General features: G+C 55.8%; 19 protein-coding genes and 2 tRNA genes. 10 read left to right on the forward strand and 11 right to left on the reverse strand.

Features of this window, described 5'->3' with window-relative positions; genetic code table 11:
* Nucleotides 1-133: 133 nt before the first annotated feature.
* Nucleotides 134-508: a hypothetical protein gene (locus tag AC2FLG_RS18995; RefSeq protein WP_281973222.1), complete on the reverse strand. Its 375-nt coding sequence runs from the start codon at nt 506-508 to the stop codon at nt 134-136.
* A 49-nt stretch (nt 509-557) separates the two neighbouring features.
* Between AC2FLG_RS18995 and AC2FLG_RS19000 the strand changes: the two genes are divergently transcribed.
* Nucleotides 558-1,358 (forward strand): alpha/beta fold hydrolase, encoded by an 801-nt coding sequence (locus tag AC2FLG_RS19000; protein ID WP_399171133.1) that lies wholly within the window; start codon nt 558-560, stop codon nt 1,356-1,358.
* 48 nt (nt 1,359-1,406) lie between these two features.
* Here the strand turns inward: AC2FLG_RS19000 and AC2FLG_RS19005 are convergent, their stop codons facing one another.
* The 3 genes from AC2FLG_RS19005 to AC2FLG_RS19015 form a co-directional block, all read right to left on the reverse strand.
* Complete coding sequence (locus AC2FLG_RS19005; protein ID WP_142638196.1) at nt 1,407-1,778, reverse strand: rhodanese-like domain-containing protein; 372 nt, start codon at nt 1,776-1,778, stop codon at nt 1,407-1,409.
* Between the two features lie 225 nt (nt 1,779-2,003).
* A tRNA-Leu gene (locus tag AC2FLG_RS19010) sits at nt 2,004-2,089 on the reverse strand.
* Between the two features lie 239 nt (nt 2,090-2,328).
* Nucleotides 2,329-2,404 (reverse strand) — tRNA-Thr (locus AC2FLG_RS19015).
* A gap of 499 nt (nt 2,405-2,903) precedes the next feature.
* Between AC2FLG_RS19015 and AC2FLG_RS19020 the strand changes: the two genes are divergently transcribed.
* Nucleotides 2,904-3,461 carry a hypothetical protein gene (locus AC2FLG_RS19020; protein ID WP_496707551.1) on the forward strand — a complete coding sequence of 186 codons (558 nt, stop codon included), beginning with the start codon at nt 2,904-2,906 and terminating at the stop codon, nt 3,459-3,461.
* Between the two features lie 22 nt (nt 3,462-3,483).
* Here AC2FLG_RS19020 and AC2FLG_RS19025 read toward each other — a convergent pair whose 3' ends face one another.
* Nucleotides 3,484-3,750 (reverse strand): DUF2312 domain-containing protein, encoded by a 267-nt coding sequence (locus tag AC2FLG_RS19025; RefSeq protein WP_142638157.1) that lies wholly within the window; start codon nt 3,748-3,750, stop codon nt 3,484-3,486.
* A 162-nt stretch (nt 3,751-3,912) separates the two neighbouring features.
* Here AC2FLG_RS19025 and AC2FLG_RS19030 point away from each other — a divergent pair, with 162 nt between their 5' ends.
* On the forward strand, nt 3,913-4,131 hold the full coding sequence (locus AC2FLG_RS19030) for a carboxymuconolactone decarboxylase family protein (RefSeq protein WP_142638212.1): 219 nt from the start codon (nt 3,913-3,915) through the stop codon (nt 4,129-4,131).
* A 9-nt stretch (nt 4,132-4,140) separates the two neighbouring features.
* Here AC2FLG_RS19030 and AC2FLG_RS19035 read toward each other — a convergent pair whose 3' ends face one another.
* Entirely contained in the window at nt 4,141-4,356 is a 216-nt protein-coding gene (locus AC2FLG_RS19035; RefSeq protein ID WP_142638155.1) for a hypothetical protein, read from the reverse strand.
* 246 nt (nt 4,357-4,602) lie between these two features.
* Between AC2FLG_RS19035 and AC2FLG_RS19040 the strand changes: the two genes are divergently transcribed.
* From AC2FLG_RS19040 to AC2FLG_RS19055, 4 genes are read left to right on the forward strand one after another with little or no spacing between them, the layout of a single operon-like run.
* Nucleotides 4,603-5,466, forward strand: a complete 864-nt coding sequence (locus tag AC2FLG_RS19040) for an MBL fold metallo-hydrolase (protein WP_496707553.1) — start codon at nt 4,603-4,605, stop codon at nt 5,464-5,466.
* A 35-nt stretch (nt 5,467-5,501) separates the two neighbouring features.
* Complete coding sequence (locus AC2FLG_RS19045; RefSeq protein ID WP_142638151.1) at nt 5,502-5,924, forward strand: YeeE/YedE family protein; 423 nt, start codon at nt 5,502-5,504, stop codon at nt 5,922-5,924.
* On the forward strand, nt 5,924-6,355 hold the full coding sequence (locus AC2FLG_RS19050) for a DUF6691 family protein (RefSeq protein ID WP_496707555.1): 432 nt from the start codon (nt 5,924-5,926) through the stop codon (nt 6,353-6,355). The genes AC2FLG_RS19045 and AC2FLG_RS19050 overlap by 1 nt, the downstream gene beginning before the upstream one ends.
* 9 nt (nt 6,356-6,364) lie before the next feature.
* Entirely contained in the window at nt 6,365-6,796 is a 432-nt protein-coding gene (locus AC2FLG_RS19055) for a protein tyrosine phosphatase family protein (RefSeq protein ID WP_281973226.1), read from the forward strand.
* Nucleotides 6,797-6,803: 7 nt separating this feature from the next.
* On the opposite strand, the gene AC2FLG_RS19060 is transcribed toward AC2FLG_RS19055, so the two are convergent.
* The 5 genes from AC2FLG_RS19060 to AC2FLG_RS19080 form a co-directional block, all read right to left on the reverse strand.
* Nucleotides 6,804-7,922 (reverse strand): FliM/FliN family flagellar motor C-terminal domain-containing protein, encoded by a 1,119-nt coding sequence (locus tag AC2FLG_RS19060; protein WP_496707557.1) that lies wholly within the window; start codon nt 7,920-7,922, stop codon nt 6,804-6,806.
* A 50-nt stretch (nt 7,923-7,972) separates the two neighbouring features.
* Complete coding sequence (locus AC2FLG_RS19065) at nt 7,973-10,651, reverse strand: ATP-binding protein (protein ID WP_496707559.1); 2,679 nt, start codon at nt 10,649-10,651, stop codon at nt 7,973-7,975.
* The gene (locus AC2FLG_RS19070) at nt 10,651-10,953 is read right to left on the reverse strand and encodes a hypothetical protein (RefSeq protein WP_281973229.1); all 303 of its coding nucleotides are present in this window, start codon (nt 10,951-10,953) and stop codon (nt 10,651-10,653) included. The genes AC2FLG_RS19065 and AC2FLG_RS19070 overlap by 1 nt, the downstream gene beginning before the upstream one ends.
* Nucleotides 10,950-11,330: a response regulator transcription factor gene (locus tag AC2FLG_RS19075; RefSeq protein ID WP_496703392.1), complete on the reverse strand. Its 381-nt coding sequence runs from the start codon at nt 11,328-11,330 to the stop codon at nt 10,950-10,952. Before AC2FLG_RS19075 ends, AC2FLG_RS19070 begins: the two co-directional genes overlap by 4 nt.
* Before the next feature lie 78 nt (nt 11,331-11,408).
* Complete coding sequence (locus AC2FLG_RS19080; protein WP_496707635.1) at nt 11,409-12,707, reverse strand: helix-turn-helix domain-containing protein; 1,299 nt, start codon at nt 12,705-12,707, stop codon at nt 11,409-11,411.
* A gap of 222 nt (nt 12,708-12,929) precedes the next feature.
* Here AC2FLG_RS19080 and AC2FLG_RS19085 point away from each other — a divergent pair, with 222 nt between their 5' ends.
* The 3 genes from AC2FLG_RS19085 (at nt 12,930) to accC (ending at nt 15,469) form a co-directional block, all read left to right on the forward strand.
* Complete coding sequence (locus tag AC2FLG_RS19085; protein ID WP_142638135.1) at nt 12,930-13,466, forward strand: helix-turn-helix domain-containing protein; 537 nt, start codon at nt 12,930-12,932, stop codon at nt 13,464-13,466.
* Between the two features lie 152 nt (nt 13,467-13,618).
* The gene (gene accB, locus AC2FLG_RS19090) at nt 13,619-14,110 is read left to right on the forward strand and encodes an acetyl-CoA carboxylase biotin carboxyl carrier protein (protein WP_142638133.1); all 492 of its coding nucleotides are present in this window, start codon (nt 13,619-13,621) and stop codon (nt 14,108-14,110) included.
* Between the two features lie 9 nt (nt 14,111-14,119).
* Nucleotides 14,120-15,469 (forward strand): acetyl-CoA carboxylase biotin carboxylase subunit, encoded by a 1,350-nt coding sequence (gene accC / locus AC2FLG_RS19095; RefSeq protein ID WP_271950374.1) that lies wholly within the window; start codon nt 14,120-14,122, stop codon nt 15,467-15,469.
* Nucleotides 15,470-15,506: the final 37 nt, after the last annotated feature.

Genomic DNA, 15,506 nt, shown 5'->3' on the forward strand with positions numbered 1-15,506 from the left:
ACGGTGAGGTCGAGGCCAAAGTCAAAACCGAAGTCGCAAACCTATGCGCCAGATTCCCAATCTATCCAAACTTGTAAGAATTCAGTCATCCAAGAAACAAAACGGCGCCAATCCGGCGCCGTTTTTTTTGTGGTCAGATAAGCCCCTGCCACATCATGAAGATCAGCAACAAAGCAGAAAAGGCCAACAGGTTAAAAGTCAGCCCGCCCAGCATTCCCAGAAACCACCCCATCCGCCGATCCGCCAAATTGATACCCCCCAGATGTTTTTGCACCTCTTCCGAGGCCTGGATCAGTTTCGGATTGTCCAGCACAAGTCGCAGTTTTGGATGGGCCGCCATCTGCTCTGCTTGTGCCAGGACCATTGCCTGTTTGTATATCCGGCGCGGCAGTTGCCTTTTGGCCTTTTTGACCGAGGCGGTCAGCGTTTTGTCGCGCACACCCAACTTGTCACGCAACAGCTGTATGGTCTGCGCAATTTGGGTTTGTATATCTGTGTCTTGCGGCATGCTGCGGCCTCCTGAGCTGACAGTTTACCCATGTGGAATAGGAGCCACAATGGGGCTGGCCGTTTCAGATTGCGGCGGGTATCACGGCTATATGCTGAACACGATCATACATGGTGAACCTACCGACAAGCCCCCTTTGCTGATCGCCCATGGCCTATATGGCTCGGCCCGGAATTGGGGGGTCATCGCCCGCCGGCTATCTGACGAGCGGCAAGTTGTGGCGGTTGATATGCGCAACCACGCAAACAGCATGTGGACGCATGACCATGGGTATTCCGATCTGGCGAATGATCTGGCCGAAGTTATCGACCAGTTCGGCGGACAGGCAGATGTCGTCGGACATTCGATGGGCGGCAAGGCATCCATGACTTTAGCCCTGCTGCACAGCGCAAAGCTGCGCAAACTGGTGGTGGCAGACATCGCCCCGGTGGCCTATAGCCACAGTCAGATTCAGTTTATTGAAGCGATGCGCGCGGTGGACCTTTCCCGGGTCGAGCGTCGCTCGGACGCTGAACAACAACTGGCCGACAACGGAGTCGAAAAAGCCCTTCAGAGCTTTTTCACGCAGTCACTCGACATCAACGGACAGCGTTGGCTTTTGAACCTGGATACTTTGGCCTCTGAAATGCCCAAGATCATGGGCTTTCCTGAAATAGACGCATCCTGGGGTGGTCAAACACTGTTTTTGTCCGGGGGGGAGTCCGACTATGTGCTGCCTGAACATCGCTCAGTGATCCGCGGAATGTTCCCTTCGGCACGTTTTGCAAAAATACCTGGTGCAGGACATTGGTTGCATGCGGAAAAACCGCGTGAGTTCGAGGCCGCCGTCAGGACGTTCCTCAACGCCTGACCTGACCTTTCGAACGATCACAGCTCGGGTTCTGGCGTTTCCTATTGGCTAGGCGACTTCGCCCCCGCCATTCACCCAATCGACCAAGCCACCCAGGTTATAGACCTGCTCATACCCCATGTCCTGCAACAGTTTTCCCGCAAGGGCAGCGCGGCCACCCGAGGCACAATACAAGACAATTGGGCGATCTTTGCGAAGCTCTGGATCATGTGATTGCAGAGTGTCATCGGCCCGAAATTCCAACATACCGCGCGGGATATGATGTGACCCCGAAGCACGCCCTGTCTGCTGCAATTCCGCTGCATCGCGGATGTCCAGAAGCAGGCCACCTCGCTCCAGGATCTCGACCGCTTTGGCTCTCTGGATTCGCTCGACGGTGGAGTTCGCAGCTTCCATCATTTGTTTTACGGTCAACGGCATATGGTGTCTCCTGAAGAAATTTACGGGATGCTAACATGCAGGAACTGGAAGGTGTAGCCTGACAGGCCCTCACCTTAGACTGGATAGATATTGGACATTTAATGCAGGACACCGATTTTTGCGCTGGACCAATCCCGGTATTCAATTCCCGCCGAACCCGAACCAAAGCAAATCGGGAGAGGTTCCGCTGCATCGAGACTTGAAAATCAATCAGGGCATCAGAGGTGGTGCGGGCGGTGGGACTCGAACCCACACGGGCATACGCCCTTCAGATTTTAAGTCTGATATGTCTACCATTCCATCACGCCCGCACAGCGCGTTGGGCCAGTTTTTAGGCTGAAAGCACCAGTAAGGCCATAAGGCTATGAACACAATGCGTTTCGCCGATGCAACTTGCGGAAATTCAATCGCCGCCTTTGACCACCACCCCATTTACGCAGGTCATCAGAAAAAGTCCTCGGAAAAACTCTTCGTTACGCAATTCGCCTGCGCTGTCCCAATCATTCTGACTTTTGGAAAATCAAGAAATAGAAAGAATCTTAGAGTGAAATGGTGCCCCCACACGGACTCGAACCGCGGACCTACTGATTACAAATCAGTTGCTCTACCAGCTGAGCTATAGGGGCACTTGGTGTCGATTAATGCCTCTTGTTACGGACTTCAAGACAGAATTTTGCCGCCGCTTAACGATTTTCTGTATTCATGGCACTGGGTCTGGCCCAGAGAATTTACTCCGCCTGGTTTGACTGTGCGGAGTACAGCCTGTAACCCAACAGATAATGTGCACGAACGCGAGGGTAAAAACCGAATATGCAGGTTGCAATCCACGCAGGTGCTGCGTTCACCGATGAAGGTCTCGTATTGCGGTCCCTTCAACGCAACACCGGCGCGTTGCATCAAAATGGTGCATCCGTATTTGGCCCGCGCCGTTATCGGCAAATTTTCGAACCCGCCTTTGCTGCCATTGAAAACCAGGATGAAATCGGTGCCGCAAAGGAAATGCTTCGGGCTGGGTTGCGATCGGCTCCGAAGGTCGATCGTTTGATTTACTCATGCGCCAGCTTTGCAGGCGATGTTGGAAATGCACTGGACGACGGGCAGCTATACCCAAATGCGGGACGCCGAATGGAGTTGCTTGAAAAGTCCTTTCCTGACCACGAAATTGAGCTTTGTATGGGTTTTTTAAGCCCTGGCAGATTTATTCCCAAAGCTTTGATGTCGCTACCTGAACAGAGTCGCCTCGACAAAATGCGAAGTACCGATATCAGCTGCCTCAGCTGGATCAGCATGGTCGAGGACATCAGAGATCTTGCGCCCAATGTCAAAATCACACTCTGGAGTAACGAGGACGCACCTCTGATCTGGGGAGATATAATCCGTGCAATCGCGGCCCTTCCCTCGGACAACACGCTGGTTGATGAGTTTGATTTACTGCTGTCACTTCTAGACGATTCAGGCAAATCCAAAGGTCTGGCATTGATTGATCAAAGCCTGGAACAGGACGAACATTTGCGTGATGACCTTGCCACGGTTTTGGAGGAACACGCCAAAACCGAGCTCACAACAGAAGAGCTTGATCTGCCAGATTGGAGCATGGAAATCGTCGACGCGTTTGCAGAATTATATGCGCAGGACATGGACCGACTTGAGTCCATGCCCGGAGTGCAGGTTCTAAGACCTTGAGTCTATAGCGGGAAAGCAGCCGTTACATTCCCAACGCTTCTTTGTACATTTCCAACACCGCCTCTTCCTCGGCGATGTCGTCTTTGTCACGTTTGCGCAATGCGATCACTTTCCGCATGACCTTGGTGTCGTAGCCCCGCGCTTTTGCCTCGGCCATCACTTCTTTTTGTTGCTCCGCCAAATCTTTCTTTTCCGCATCCAGACGCTCGATCCGTTCGATGAACTGGCGCAACTCACCCGCGGTTACACGGTAATTCGCGGCGGCCTGATCTTCGGTATTCTCTTCCATCTAAGTCTCTCCCAGAGGCTGGTTTGTCATGCTGAAAAGGTGGGCAACAAGCGGGATACATCGGTGCGAGCCAAGCCGCAAGCATGCAAAAAACCAGTCTCGCTTGTGCGGGCCAGCGCGATCAGTTAAGCGCTCAGGTCAGACGCTGAAAAATGGAAAACGATGTTCGAATTCATCACCTGGGGCGGTGCCGCCCTGTCACTTATCGGTCTGGCTGGGCTGGTTTGGTGCATTCTGCACGTAATGAAAGCGCGCAAATCCGGCCTGTCTGATGATGAACTGCGCGCCGTTGTTCAACGGGTGCTGCCCTGGAACATGGGCGCGCTCTTTTTGTCGGTGATAGGTCTTATGCTGGTTATACTTGGAATCTCGTTCGGTTGACTGCGGCCATCAAACCGGCAGATTGTCGAAACGCGCTTCCATAACGTCCTCGCACAGCGCCGCATCCAGGCGACGCAGGCGCGCAGGAACCTCAACACCCTGCAGACGCATCTTCTCGATGACCTTTGTGACACTGGGCTGAAGGGCAAGGCGGGTATCAACACTGGCGCCCTTCAGTTTTTTCTCAAGTTGTTCGGCTTCGGAATACAAATCGATTCTCGGCATATCCATCCTCCCAAATGTCATCAGTTACCTATAGTTTAGTAACGGTTTTAAGACTTACATCACTCGGTTATTCTATCGCGCGAAAATTCGCCCGACCGCCCCCTAACATCGGCGCGCTTTCGCAGGATGCCAGAATTTTAGCCCAACTTTGCCGCTTCTGCCTTGACCGGCATCAAATCACCAAATGTTGATTGCCTCACATTCCGTTATTAATATATGACTAAGACCTAACCGGCGGAGGAAACCATGACGCCCAAAGTGAAAGCATTTTTTGACGCCGAGACATTCACGGTGTCTTATCTGGTTCAGGATCCTGAAGGCGATGCCTGCGCGATCATAGATAGTGTTCTAGATTTCGATCACGCATCCGGCCGGACCAAAACGCGATCTGCGGATGAGATCATCGGATATGTCCAATCCAATTCGTTGCGAACCGAATGGATTCTGGAAAGCCATGTCCATGCCGACCACCTTTCAGCAGCCCCCTATTTGCAGCAGAAACTCGGAGGCAAGATTGGCATCGGTGATCAAATCGTCGCCATCCAGGAAACTTTCGGGAAAATTTTCAACGAGGGTACCGAGTTTCAGCGCGATGGTAGCCAGTTCGACGCCTTGTTCCGCGACGGCGACGGATTTCATGTCGGCCAAATGAGAGGGGACGTCTTGCACACCCCCGGGCATACGCCCGCCTGCATGACCTATGTCATCGGCGACGCGGCATTTGTCGGAGACACGCTGTTCATGCCGGATTTTGGCACCGCGCGATGCGACTTTCCCGGCGGATCGTCCGGAGATTTGTACAACTCGATCCAGAGGATCCTTTCACTGCCGGATGCGACACGCATCTTTGTCGGGCATGACTACAAAGCTCCTGGGCGGGACGAGTTTGCGTGGGAAACAACTGTTGAAGAGCAAAAAGCCTTGAACGTGCATATCGGGCAAGGTCGATCTATCGAGGAATTCGTTGAAATGCGCGACGCCCGCGATGCCACTTTGGCCATGCCGCGGCTGATCCTGCCCTCTTTACAAGTCAATATGCGGGCGGGTCAGATGCCGCCTGAGGATGAGAATGGCGACGTGTTCCTGAAACTACCAGTGAACAAACTTTAGACGGCTAGAGCCGAACTTCTTGGGGGAACAAATCAGTGTATTCAGAATGGATATGGGGACTGGTAGGCGGCCTGTTGATTGGTCTTGGCGCAGCAGTTTACCTGCTAGGAAACGGTCGTGTAATGGGGGCGAGCGGTATCCTGGGAGGGCTTGTCGATCGCTCTGACCGCTCGGCCGAGCGGCTGTATTTCCTCGCTGGGATGATTGGGACGCCGTTGATGCTAAGCCTGTTTTTGTCGCCGGGGCCGCAGACAAACCTGACCTCGAATTTGACGGTTGTGATCGGGGCTGGGCTGCTTGTCGGTATCGGGACACGAATTGCCAACGGGTGCACCTCTGGACATGGGGTGTGCGGCATTTCCCGGTTTTCGGTGCGCGGGATCGTGGCAACGATCCTTTACATTGCGGCCGGGGCAGTGACGCTGGCCTTGTTTCGCCATGTCTGGGGGTTGATCTGATGCGCAATCTGATATCGCTTCTTTCGGGCTCCTTGTTCGGAGGAGGCCTGTTGATTTCCGGCATGACTGACACAACCAAGGTTCAGGGGTGGCTGGATATTTTCGGCAACTGGGATCCGACACTCGCATTTGTGATGGGGGGAGCCATTGTGCCCATGATGATCGCATGGAGGCTGGTTCCAGATCGCAAACCGCTGTCGGGTGGGAAATTCCCGACGATGGTTCAGCATGAACTGGATCGCCGCCTTATCATCGGATCGGTCATGTTTGGCATGGGATGGGGATTAGCGGGACTGTGTCCCGGTCCAGCCATCGCGTCTCTTACGTATGGCGGAACCGGAGGCGTTGTGTTTCTGGTTTCCATGCTCGCAGGGATGTATGCCGCTCCTGCCGTAGGTGCAAAACTGGACAGAACCGTAAACGCGACCTAAGCAGTAGCCATGGAGATTCGACCGATAACCCCCCGCTATGCCGTCTCGCCGCAAATTTCGGTCGAGGATGTTCCCACTATTGTCGAGGCAGGCTTTGTCAAAGTGATCTGCAACCGGCCGAACAGCGAAGTTCCTAAGGATCTCCAGTCAGATGCTATCGGACAGGCCGTGCGTGCTGCCGGGTTGGAATACGAAGTGCTAGAGCTGACGCATCAGACCATGACGCCCGAAAACGTCTCCTTGCAACGTGACCTGGCAGAATCCTGTGCCGGTCCGGTACTCGCATATTGTGCATCGGGCACGCGTTGTTCTGTGATCTGGGCATTGGGGCAGTGCGAAAGCATGAGCACCGAAGACATCCTTCAGGCGACGACCAAGGCAGGCTATGCGTTGGACAACCTGCGTCCAACCTTGGAAGAAATACGCAGATCAGTGACTTGAGCGTCTGCTAACTGCCTTTCAGCGCGCTTTCATCCCCGGATAAACCAGCCAGTTGAGATATCTCGGCAACCATGTGTTCCGAATTCTCGAGGTTCAATTCTGTCCCCTCTTGGCCCAGCGCGCCGGGGGAAAATGGCATTATTTCCTGCCCGTGTTCGGTTGGCCCCTCTTCGTGTATACTGGCTGAACTCGCCTCAAGGAACTCATTTGCTTCGGGCTGGGAAAATGTCTGAGTTTTGTAGGTTTCGTTCAGGCGCACCGCACGCAGCCCTCCGCATTGGCCGAGTCGTCCGATCGCGGCCCGGCTGCGGTCGATCGCCACAATCTCGGTACGATCCAGCCGCGCCCCGATCAATGGCAACACATCCCCCACCGCCAGTTCTGTAAGCGTCGCCAGAGACAAGGGCATCCGGCAGACCACCGTATTCAAATCTGCCCTCAACACGCCCGATGCCTGATCAAGCCTGCCCTCTGGCTCATCATGAATCACCTCCGTCTCGGCCGTTTCAGCCGGTCGGATGGGCAACAGTACTGAAAGCTGACCTTGTCTCAGCCCACCGCCAAGTTCGACCGTCAGTTCAAAAACTCGGTATTCCTCTTCCACCATCGCTAGGGTCAAAGTTCGCAGATCTGCAAGGCGCGAAGCATATTCAAAACCGATCAGGCACATGCGGTCACTCGCCGTTTCGACAAGTGATGCCGCGCGGGACAGCCCCTCTTCGATCCAAGGGGACACCATGGCCGCGTCCGTATCGGTGAACCCCCGCGCAGAAGGCGCTTCGGGCATCACCTCGCCTATTGTCTGAGCCTGCACGACAGCCGACACTAACCCTATATCCATGCAGATCGCAGCCAAGCTGTTGTCAGAGCCTGAAAAGAGCAGCAATATCCAATCCTCATCCAAAGACTGTATCAGCCCACCTGGTGGCCGACAGGATTGTTTGGCGCCGATAACCGACAACGGCATCTGCAAACGATCCTCTGCCGCGCGGGCAAAAGCCAGACGCAGCGCACGTAGGATCGAGCGAGGCTTGTCACCCTTTTCCTCCTGACTGATCGAAAGCTTGCGCGCCAGAGCCGCGCTGACAGATTGCGTCATGCCTAAAACCGCTGATTGTTCCTGCATTCTCTTTCAGGTCTAACCCGGCGATAGTTACCAACCTGTTTATACAGCCGTCACTGCGCAGCCTGTCGGTAGGCCTGTGGCAGCCTGACCCGGAACGCAGCCCCACCATGGCCGGGCAAGTAGCTGATATCGCCCCCCAGTCTTTGCATAATCTCACGGCAGATCGCTAATCCCAGCCCCGCACCACCTGCCTTGTCGCCTCCGACGCGGGCAAATTTCTCAAAAACCATCTGCCGGGCATCTGGAGGAATGCCAGTGCCGTTATCAGCAAAATCAATGACGACCTGTCCGCCGACATCATGCGCGGAAATCGTCAGAACCGGTTCTTTGGCATCACAATATTTCTGAGCGTTCGAAATCAGGTTGATAAACACCTGCCCCAGACGGTCCAAATCCGTATGCAGAAGAACGCGTTCGGAGGTTTTAGACCGCCGAACGGTCAGTCTTTGGCTGTTTCCAGCCAAGGCGCTGGACACGGCACGATCCAAGACCGACCGCAGGGTGTCACCGCTCTTGTTCAAATTGACTCGTCCACTTTCCAGAACGCTCAGGTCCAGCAAGTCATCCAGCAGCCGTGTCAACCGAAGCGCCTCGTCATGGATGATGGCAGCGTAACGCGTTCTCTCTTCGCCGGTCAGGCCTTCTGTATCCCGCATGATCTCGGAAAATGCCCGGATCGAGGTCATGGGGGTTCGCAATTCGTGGCTGACCTGGCTAAGGAACCCGTCCTTCTGTTCGGAAATCTGGGTCAGTTTGGTGTTTGCCTCACGCAACTGACGCGCCGTGCGGCTGAGTTCGGCGGATTTCGCTTCCAGTTGGCTGGAGTATTCCAACATCTGCGCGGATTCGTCGGCCACAGCGAGCAAATCCTCGACCGAAACGGAGGAACCACCAACAATCTGCCCGATCATCGCATGCGCTGTCGCCGCTCCGACCGAGCCGCTGAGTTCACGTTCCAACCGCTCCAAAAACCCAGGCGTAGGTTCGGGCAGGCTGGAACGCCCACCCTGCTGTTCCGCCTGCGCCTGGAAGAACTCTTGCGCCGGACCCGCGCCCAAAATGCGCTGGGTCATGATCATCAGGTCTTCGCTTTGCGCTACCGATCCGGTCCAACCGCGCAGCGCGACCGAATGGTCGAATACGTTGACGAATTGCGCCCCTTGCAAACGTTCGAGCGGGCTTGGAAAACTCAGCAAAGAGGCCGCGCAAAATGCCAATGTGTTCAGAGAAAGCGACCATAACACCGCGTGCACCATCGGGTCCATTCCGTCGATCCCGAACAAGGCCTGCGGGCGCAACCAGCCCCATCCGAACGGTCCGTTCTGCAGGACACTATCCGACATAATCGCGCTGCCCATGCCGGGCAACAACAGCGTGTAGATCCACAACAAGAACCCGACCGTCAGCCCGACCAAAGCGCCTGTTCGCGTCGCCCCGCGCCAGAACAGCCCCCCAACCAGCGAGGGCAAAATCTGGGAAATCCCGGCAAAGGCCACCAGACCGATCGACGCCAGCGCAGCCCCGCCGCCGGAGATGCGGTAATACGAAAACCCAAGCACCATGATCACGGCGATTGAAATCCGCCGGGACAGCAAAACCACATTGCGGACATCACCGGATACGGCGCCAGCGCCCTCCTGCCGGCTAAACCAGATCGGCATCACGACGTGATTTGACACCATGGTCGATAGGGCCATTGCCGTGACAATCACCATCGATGTGGCGGATGAAAAGCCGCCAATAAAGGACAGCATCGCCAGCCATTCATTGCCCTGCGACAGGGGCACCGTCAGCACGAACAGATCCGGATTCGATCCTTCGGGCAAAAGGTCCAATCCTACGACCGCGATTGGCACGACAAAGAGACTCATCAACAGCAGATACAGGGGGAAGGCCCATGCGGCTGTCCTCAGATGCCCTTCATCGGCGTTCTCCACCACCATCACCTGAAACATCCTCGGTAGACACACAAAGGCCGCAGCCGATAGAAAAATAAACGTGGTCCAGCGTCCGGCATTCACATTCCACTGCCCGATCTCAGAGGCATCGATGCGGTCCATCATCGGACTGACTCCTCCGGCTATACCCCAGACAACGAAAATGCCCACGGCCAGCAGCGCAAAAAGTTTAACGACAGATTCCAATGCGATGGCCGTGACAACGCCATGATGGCGTTCGTTGGCATCCAGATTGCGGGTACCGAACAGAATGGCGAACACCGCCAGCCCCGCCGCAACCCAGAACACACTGGACCCTTCGCGGTAAAGACCGCTTGGGTCGGCCTCGGCAAAGATTGAGAATGACAGCGTAATGGATTGAAGTTGCAGCGCAATATAGGGTGTCCCGCCCAACACGGCCAGAATTGTGACGCAAATCGCCAGAGTGTTCGACTTGCCATAGCGAGACGAAATCAGGTCAGCGATTGAGGTCACCCTCTGGCTGCGGCCAACCCGAACCAGCTTGCGCAATCCCCACCACCAACAGATCATGACCAGCGTGGGGCCCAGATAGATCGTTACGAACTCCAGCCCCGACCGGGCGGCGTTCCCTACCGCGCCATAAAAGGTCCAGGCGGTACAATAGATCGACAGCGACAGCGTGTAGATCAACGGAGATCGCAGCCACGCCCCCCTGCCCGCCGCGGCCATTCTGTCGGCGGCGAATGCGACGCTGAACAACAGCACCACATAGCCCAAACAAACCAGGATCAGCACGTTCAGCGTTGCCATCAGTCTTGACCTGGCTCGGAATCATCGCCGGTTGATATGCGTCTTGCGGCGAACCCAAAGAGGACGCTGGCAACGATCAAAACCGCCCAGCATGTGAAGATATAGAGAATCGCAGAAGACAGCGGCACTCCGTCCGCTGCATCGCCCCCACGCGGCCACAGCAACGGAATCGCAATCAGCGCGGCCCCCAATATGGGCAATAAACGGGCGGCGTCGGTTAGCCTGCGTCGGCGGTAACTTTGACGCTCAAGAAACAGCGACGGCCGCGCACCAGATGGTTGGCGGTCGTCCTGCATGCTCATGACCGCGAGGCCTGCGCATGCAAATCGCGGACGGCGGTCAGAACTTCTGCATTGGAAAACGGCTTTGTCATGAACCGGCTGACCCCTGCATTCTCGGCCATCTCACGATCTTTCGATTGGCCACGAGCCGTTAGCATCAGAACCGGAAGATTTCGCAGCTCTTCGAGTTCGCGCAAGTCGCGCAAAATCTCCATCCCGCTTTTGCCCGGCAGCATCACATCCAGAATCACAAGATCGGGCTTCGCACCCAGAATCACCAGCAGCGCATCCGTCCCTTCAGCATGCGTTTCAACCTGCCATCCCTCGCGGGTCAGCAAAAACCGAATGGCTTCAGCAATGTTCGGCTCATCCTCGATCAACAGAACCTTTCGGCTCATATATTTCATTCCTCCCCGAGACGGGCTGCACCACTGTCAACCTGTCCGAAACAGCTTATGCGCAGTGTCACGAAACTGTCAAAAACCTTCGCTCAAAATCGAAGGCTCTCGGCGCGATTCACAGTCCTTATTGGGGCAGACCCGGCAACTTGGGCCAACATGGGCAACCGCCTGACTGCCCTGAGGGCTTTCTTCGACGGATCGAACCAGCATGACCGAACGATAAACCGGCGCATCGTCATAGCCGGAAATGGATTGCGGCCAGGCATAGGCATAACAATCGAATTCCGCAGCCGTTCGCCCCAACTGGACGATCCGTTTTCGGATCGGAACCAGCGGCCGGTTCAGCGCCTGAAACAGCGGCCACAGAGGACACGCCTCGCCGAACCTGGGCATGGCAAAACCGGGCACCGATTTGCTGAACAAAATGCTGCCCGAGGCATCACAAATCACCAGCCCGGTCGGGCGCGACAAATACCCTTTGGGCAAGGCGGCCAGCCGCCTCAGTACGGTGGCAATGTCGACTGAATACTCTGTTGCCAAAAGCAAAGGATCTGTAACTCCCCGATCCAAAGCCCCTTTGAGCGCATCCAGAGGCAAAAGCCGAGCGTCGGATTCGTAGACGTCCAGAATATCCCGCGCCACTTTTCGCGCAGCAGAGGAATCAATCTCATTCAGATTAACATCTGCGCTTCCCCCTCCGGTTTCGATTTCCGGGAAATGGTGATCATGCCTGTCAAAAAATGCTTCGACATCTTCTAGAGGGACCCCGCGACGATCCTCGGCCCCCTCGGAATCATCCAGATAGGCCACCAGCGATTTGGAGCTATCGGCCAGGCGTTCGGCATCCTGGTGCAGGTTCCGGTGGAATCGGTCTTGCCACTCGGGTTCAATCTCTTTCGTTTCCGCAAGAATGGCAGCGGTGGAACGAATCGCGGCGGCTGTCGAAAGGACCTCGTGCATGGATGCTGCCAGATGCGGATCGTGGGTCAAACGATCCGACAGGGTTTCAATCGTTCGCTCTAACGACACCACTCGGCTGTGCATTTGCGCCAAAACGCCCGCCCACCCTGGAAACCTACTTGCGAATTCCTCAAGCCCGTCCACTTCGGCTTTCTGGCCAACTGCATCTGCCGCAGCCTCGCGCAGCGCAGAAATCAGCGTCGCCTCGATCCCCTGGGTTAGCACCGAAGGCTCAACGGTCAGGGCCGCAGCGATATCCACCAGCAGCTTTCCTCCGATCCTGCGGCGGTTATGCTCGATCAGGTTCAGATAGGATGCCGAGATTCCAACCTGCCGTGCAAGCTGGGCCTGACGCAATCCTGCGATCTGCCGCCTTTCGCGAATACGGCTGCCTGTTAACGTGTCCCGCAAAATTTCCTCTTTTTCCGCTGCCTCCTTTGGTCAACCTCAGAAGCATTTTCAAAACTATTATTTAAATATAAGTCTTTAGCAATTAGTTTTCTTGAGCAATTTACTTTCTTCACAAACGCATCCCGCAGCTCCAAACACCCGGACCACGGTGTAACCCATTTGCATATTTCGAAAATCACAGGCCTTCCCCTTCTATTTTCGGAAAAACACCTGCACCATGGACATATGAGCGACCCAGCCTTTGAATATGCGCCGATCGGATTGGTCGAGTTGGAGAACCGCGTGATCCGCCGGTGCAATCTGCAGTTCGCACGCACTTTCGGCGGTGAAGAGGCCGATTACCGCAACATGCCCCTGCTACACCTCTACCCTTCTGTCGCAGATTGGGAACGTATCGGCGCACGGAGCCTGCAAATCATGCGCGACACCGGATATTATACGGATGAGAGGGTCATGCGTCGCCGCGATAGCGACTTATTCTGGTGCCGCGCGCGTGGACGTTCGCTAACGCCTGAAGATCCATTCCGCCATGGCATCTGGAGTTTTTCGGATATTTCCGAGGAACGCCCTTTGGTCGAGCTAACCAGCCGTGAGCGCGAGGTTGCCATTCTGTCCTGCAAGGGCTTGTCGGCCAAGGAAATCGGTGCGGAACTAAACCTGAGCTATCGTACAATCGAAGCCTACCGTGCGCGGCTGCTTGAAAAATTCGGGGCACGTAAACTGCCTGAACTGGTTGCGAAACTCTCCGGAATGCCGCTGTAACGCTGTTTACCACTGGTAATCTTCAGCAAAACCCCCATCTGACAGGCCGAGACTGTGCTTTTCATGGCCGTACGCTTAGCTTATAACGCTGCGTAATCAGACCAAAGCCCGCGCGAAACAGACGGGCCAAAGGGGAACCGTCGAGGACACTCATGACAGATACCAAACACGAAGCGGATGTGGCGTTTATCAAGGCACTGGCCGAACTGCTGCGGGAAAACGACCTGACCGAGTTGCAGGTAAAGCGTGATTATGGCGAAGATGACAGCTTGAACGTACGCGTTAGCCGCATGTCACCCGTCGCCGCTCCGGTCCAGGTTGCGGTCCCGGCGGCCGCGCCAGCCGCAGCCCCGGCAGCCGCACCAGCAGCAGCTGAAGCACCCACAGCAAGTGACGATCCAGCCAGCCATCCGGGCGCTGTGACTTCGCCCATGGTCGGCACCGTGTACATGCAGCCCGAGCCGGGTGCGCCGTCCTTCATCTCCGTCGGTGCCAGTGTTTCCGAAGGCGACACGCTGCTGATCGTCGAAGCGATGAAAACCATGAACCACATCCACGCGCCTAAATCCGGCACTATCAAGCGTATTTTGGTGGGTGATGGCGATGCTGTGGAATTCGGCACTCCTCTGGTCATTGTTGAGTAAGGCGGCCCCATGTTCGACAAGATCCTGATTGCCAACCGAGGCGAGATCGCCCTGCGCGTCATCCGCGCCGCCCGCGAGATGGGGATTAAGACAGTCGCCGTCCATTCAACCGCAGACAGTGACGCGATGCATGTACGCATGGCGGACGAATCGGTCTGTATCGGCCCCCCGCCCAGCCCTCAAAGCTATCTGTCGGTGCCTGCGATCATCTCAGCCTGCGAGATCACTGGCGCTCAGGCGATCCACCCGGGCTACGGCTTTTTGTCTGAAAATGCCGAGTTTGTGCAGATCGTCGAAGATCACGACATCACCTTCATTGGCCCCACCGCTGAACATATCCGCGTGATGGGGGACAAGATCACCGCCAAGGACACGATGAAGGCCTTGGGCGTTCCCTGTGTGCCTGGTTCAGATGGTGGCGTGCCGGATCTGGCCGCAGCCAAGCGGATCGGTGAAGAATTCGGCTATCCTGTCATCATCAAGGCCACCGCCGGTGGCGGCGGACGCGGCATGAAAGTCGCGATGAGTGCGGATGAGATGGAAAGCGCCTTTATGACCGCGCGCGCCGAAGGCAAAGCCGCATTTGGTAATGACGAGGTCTATATAGAGAAATACCTGACCACACCGCGCCACATCGAGATTCAGGTCTTTGGCGATGGCAAGGGCCAAGCGGTTCATCTGGGCGAGCGCGACTGTTCCCTGCAGCGCCGCCACCAAAAGGTATTCGAAGAGGCACCCGGCCCCTGCATCACCCCCGAAGAACGCGCAAGGATCGGTAAGGTCTGTGCCGATGCGGTTGCCAAGATCAACTATATCGGTGCAGGTACGATCGAATTTCTGTACGAAAATGGCGACTTCTATTTCATCGAGATGAACACCCGCCTACAGGTCGAGCACCCGGTCACTGAGGGCATCTTTGGCGTAGATCTGGTGCGCGAACAAATCCGCGTTGCGGCTGGTCAGCCAATGTCATTCGGTCAGGATGATCTGAAAATCAATGGTCACGCCATCGAGGTTCGGATCAACGCCGAGAAATTGCCAAACTTCTCGCCCTGCCCCGGAAAAATCTCGGCCTACCATGCGCCGGGCGGTCTGGGTGTGCGGATGGATTCAGCGTTGTATGACGGGTACACGATCCCGCCCTACTACGACTCACTGATCGCCAAACTGATCGTGCAGGGCCGCGACCGGCCCGAAGCACTGGCCCGTCTCGAACGCGCATTGGGTGAGTTGATCGTGGACGGAATCGACACGACGGTTCCCTTGTTCCACGCGCTTCTGCAAGAAAGTGACGTCCAAAGCGGTGATTATAACATCCACTGGCTGGAGCACTGGCTTGCGGAGAATATGGCCGACTAACTCTGCTGGGTCGGAAGGTTACCGCTTTCCGACCCTG

The organism is Ruegeria sp. CDSA193, from assembly GCF_059611885.1.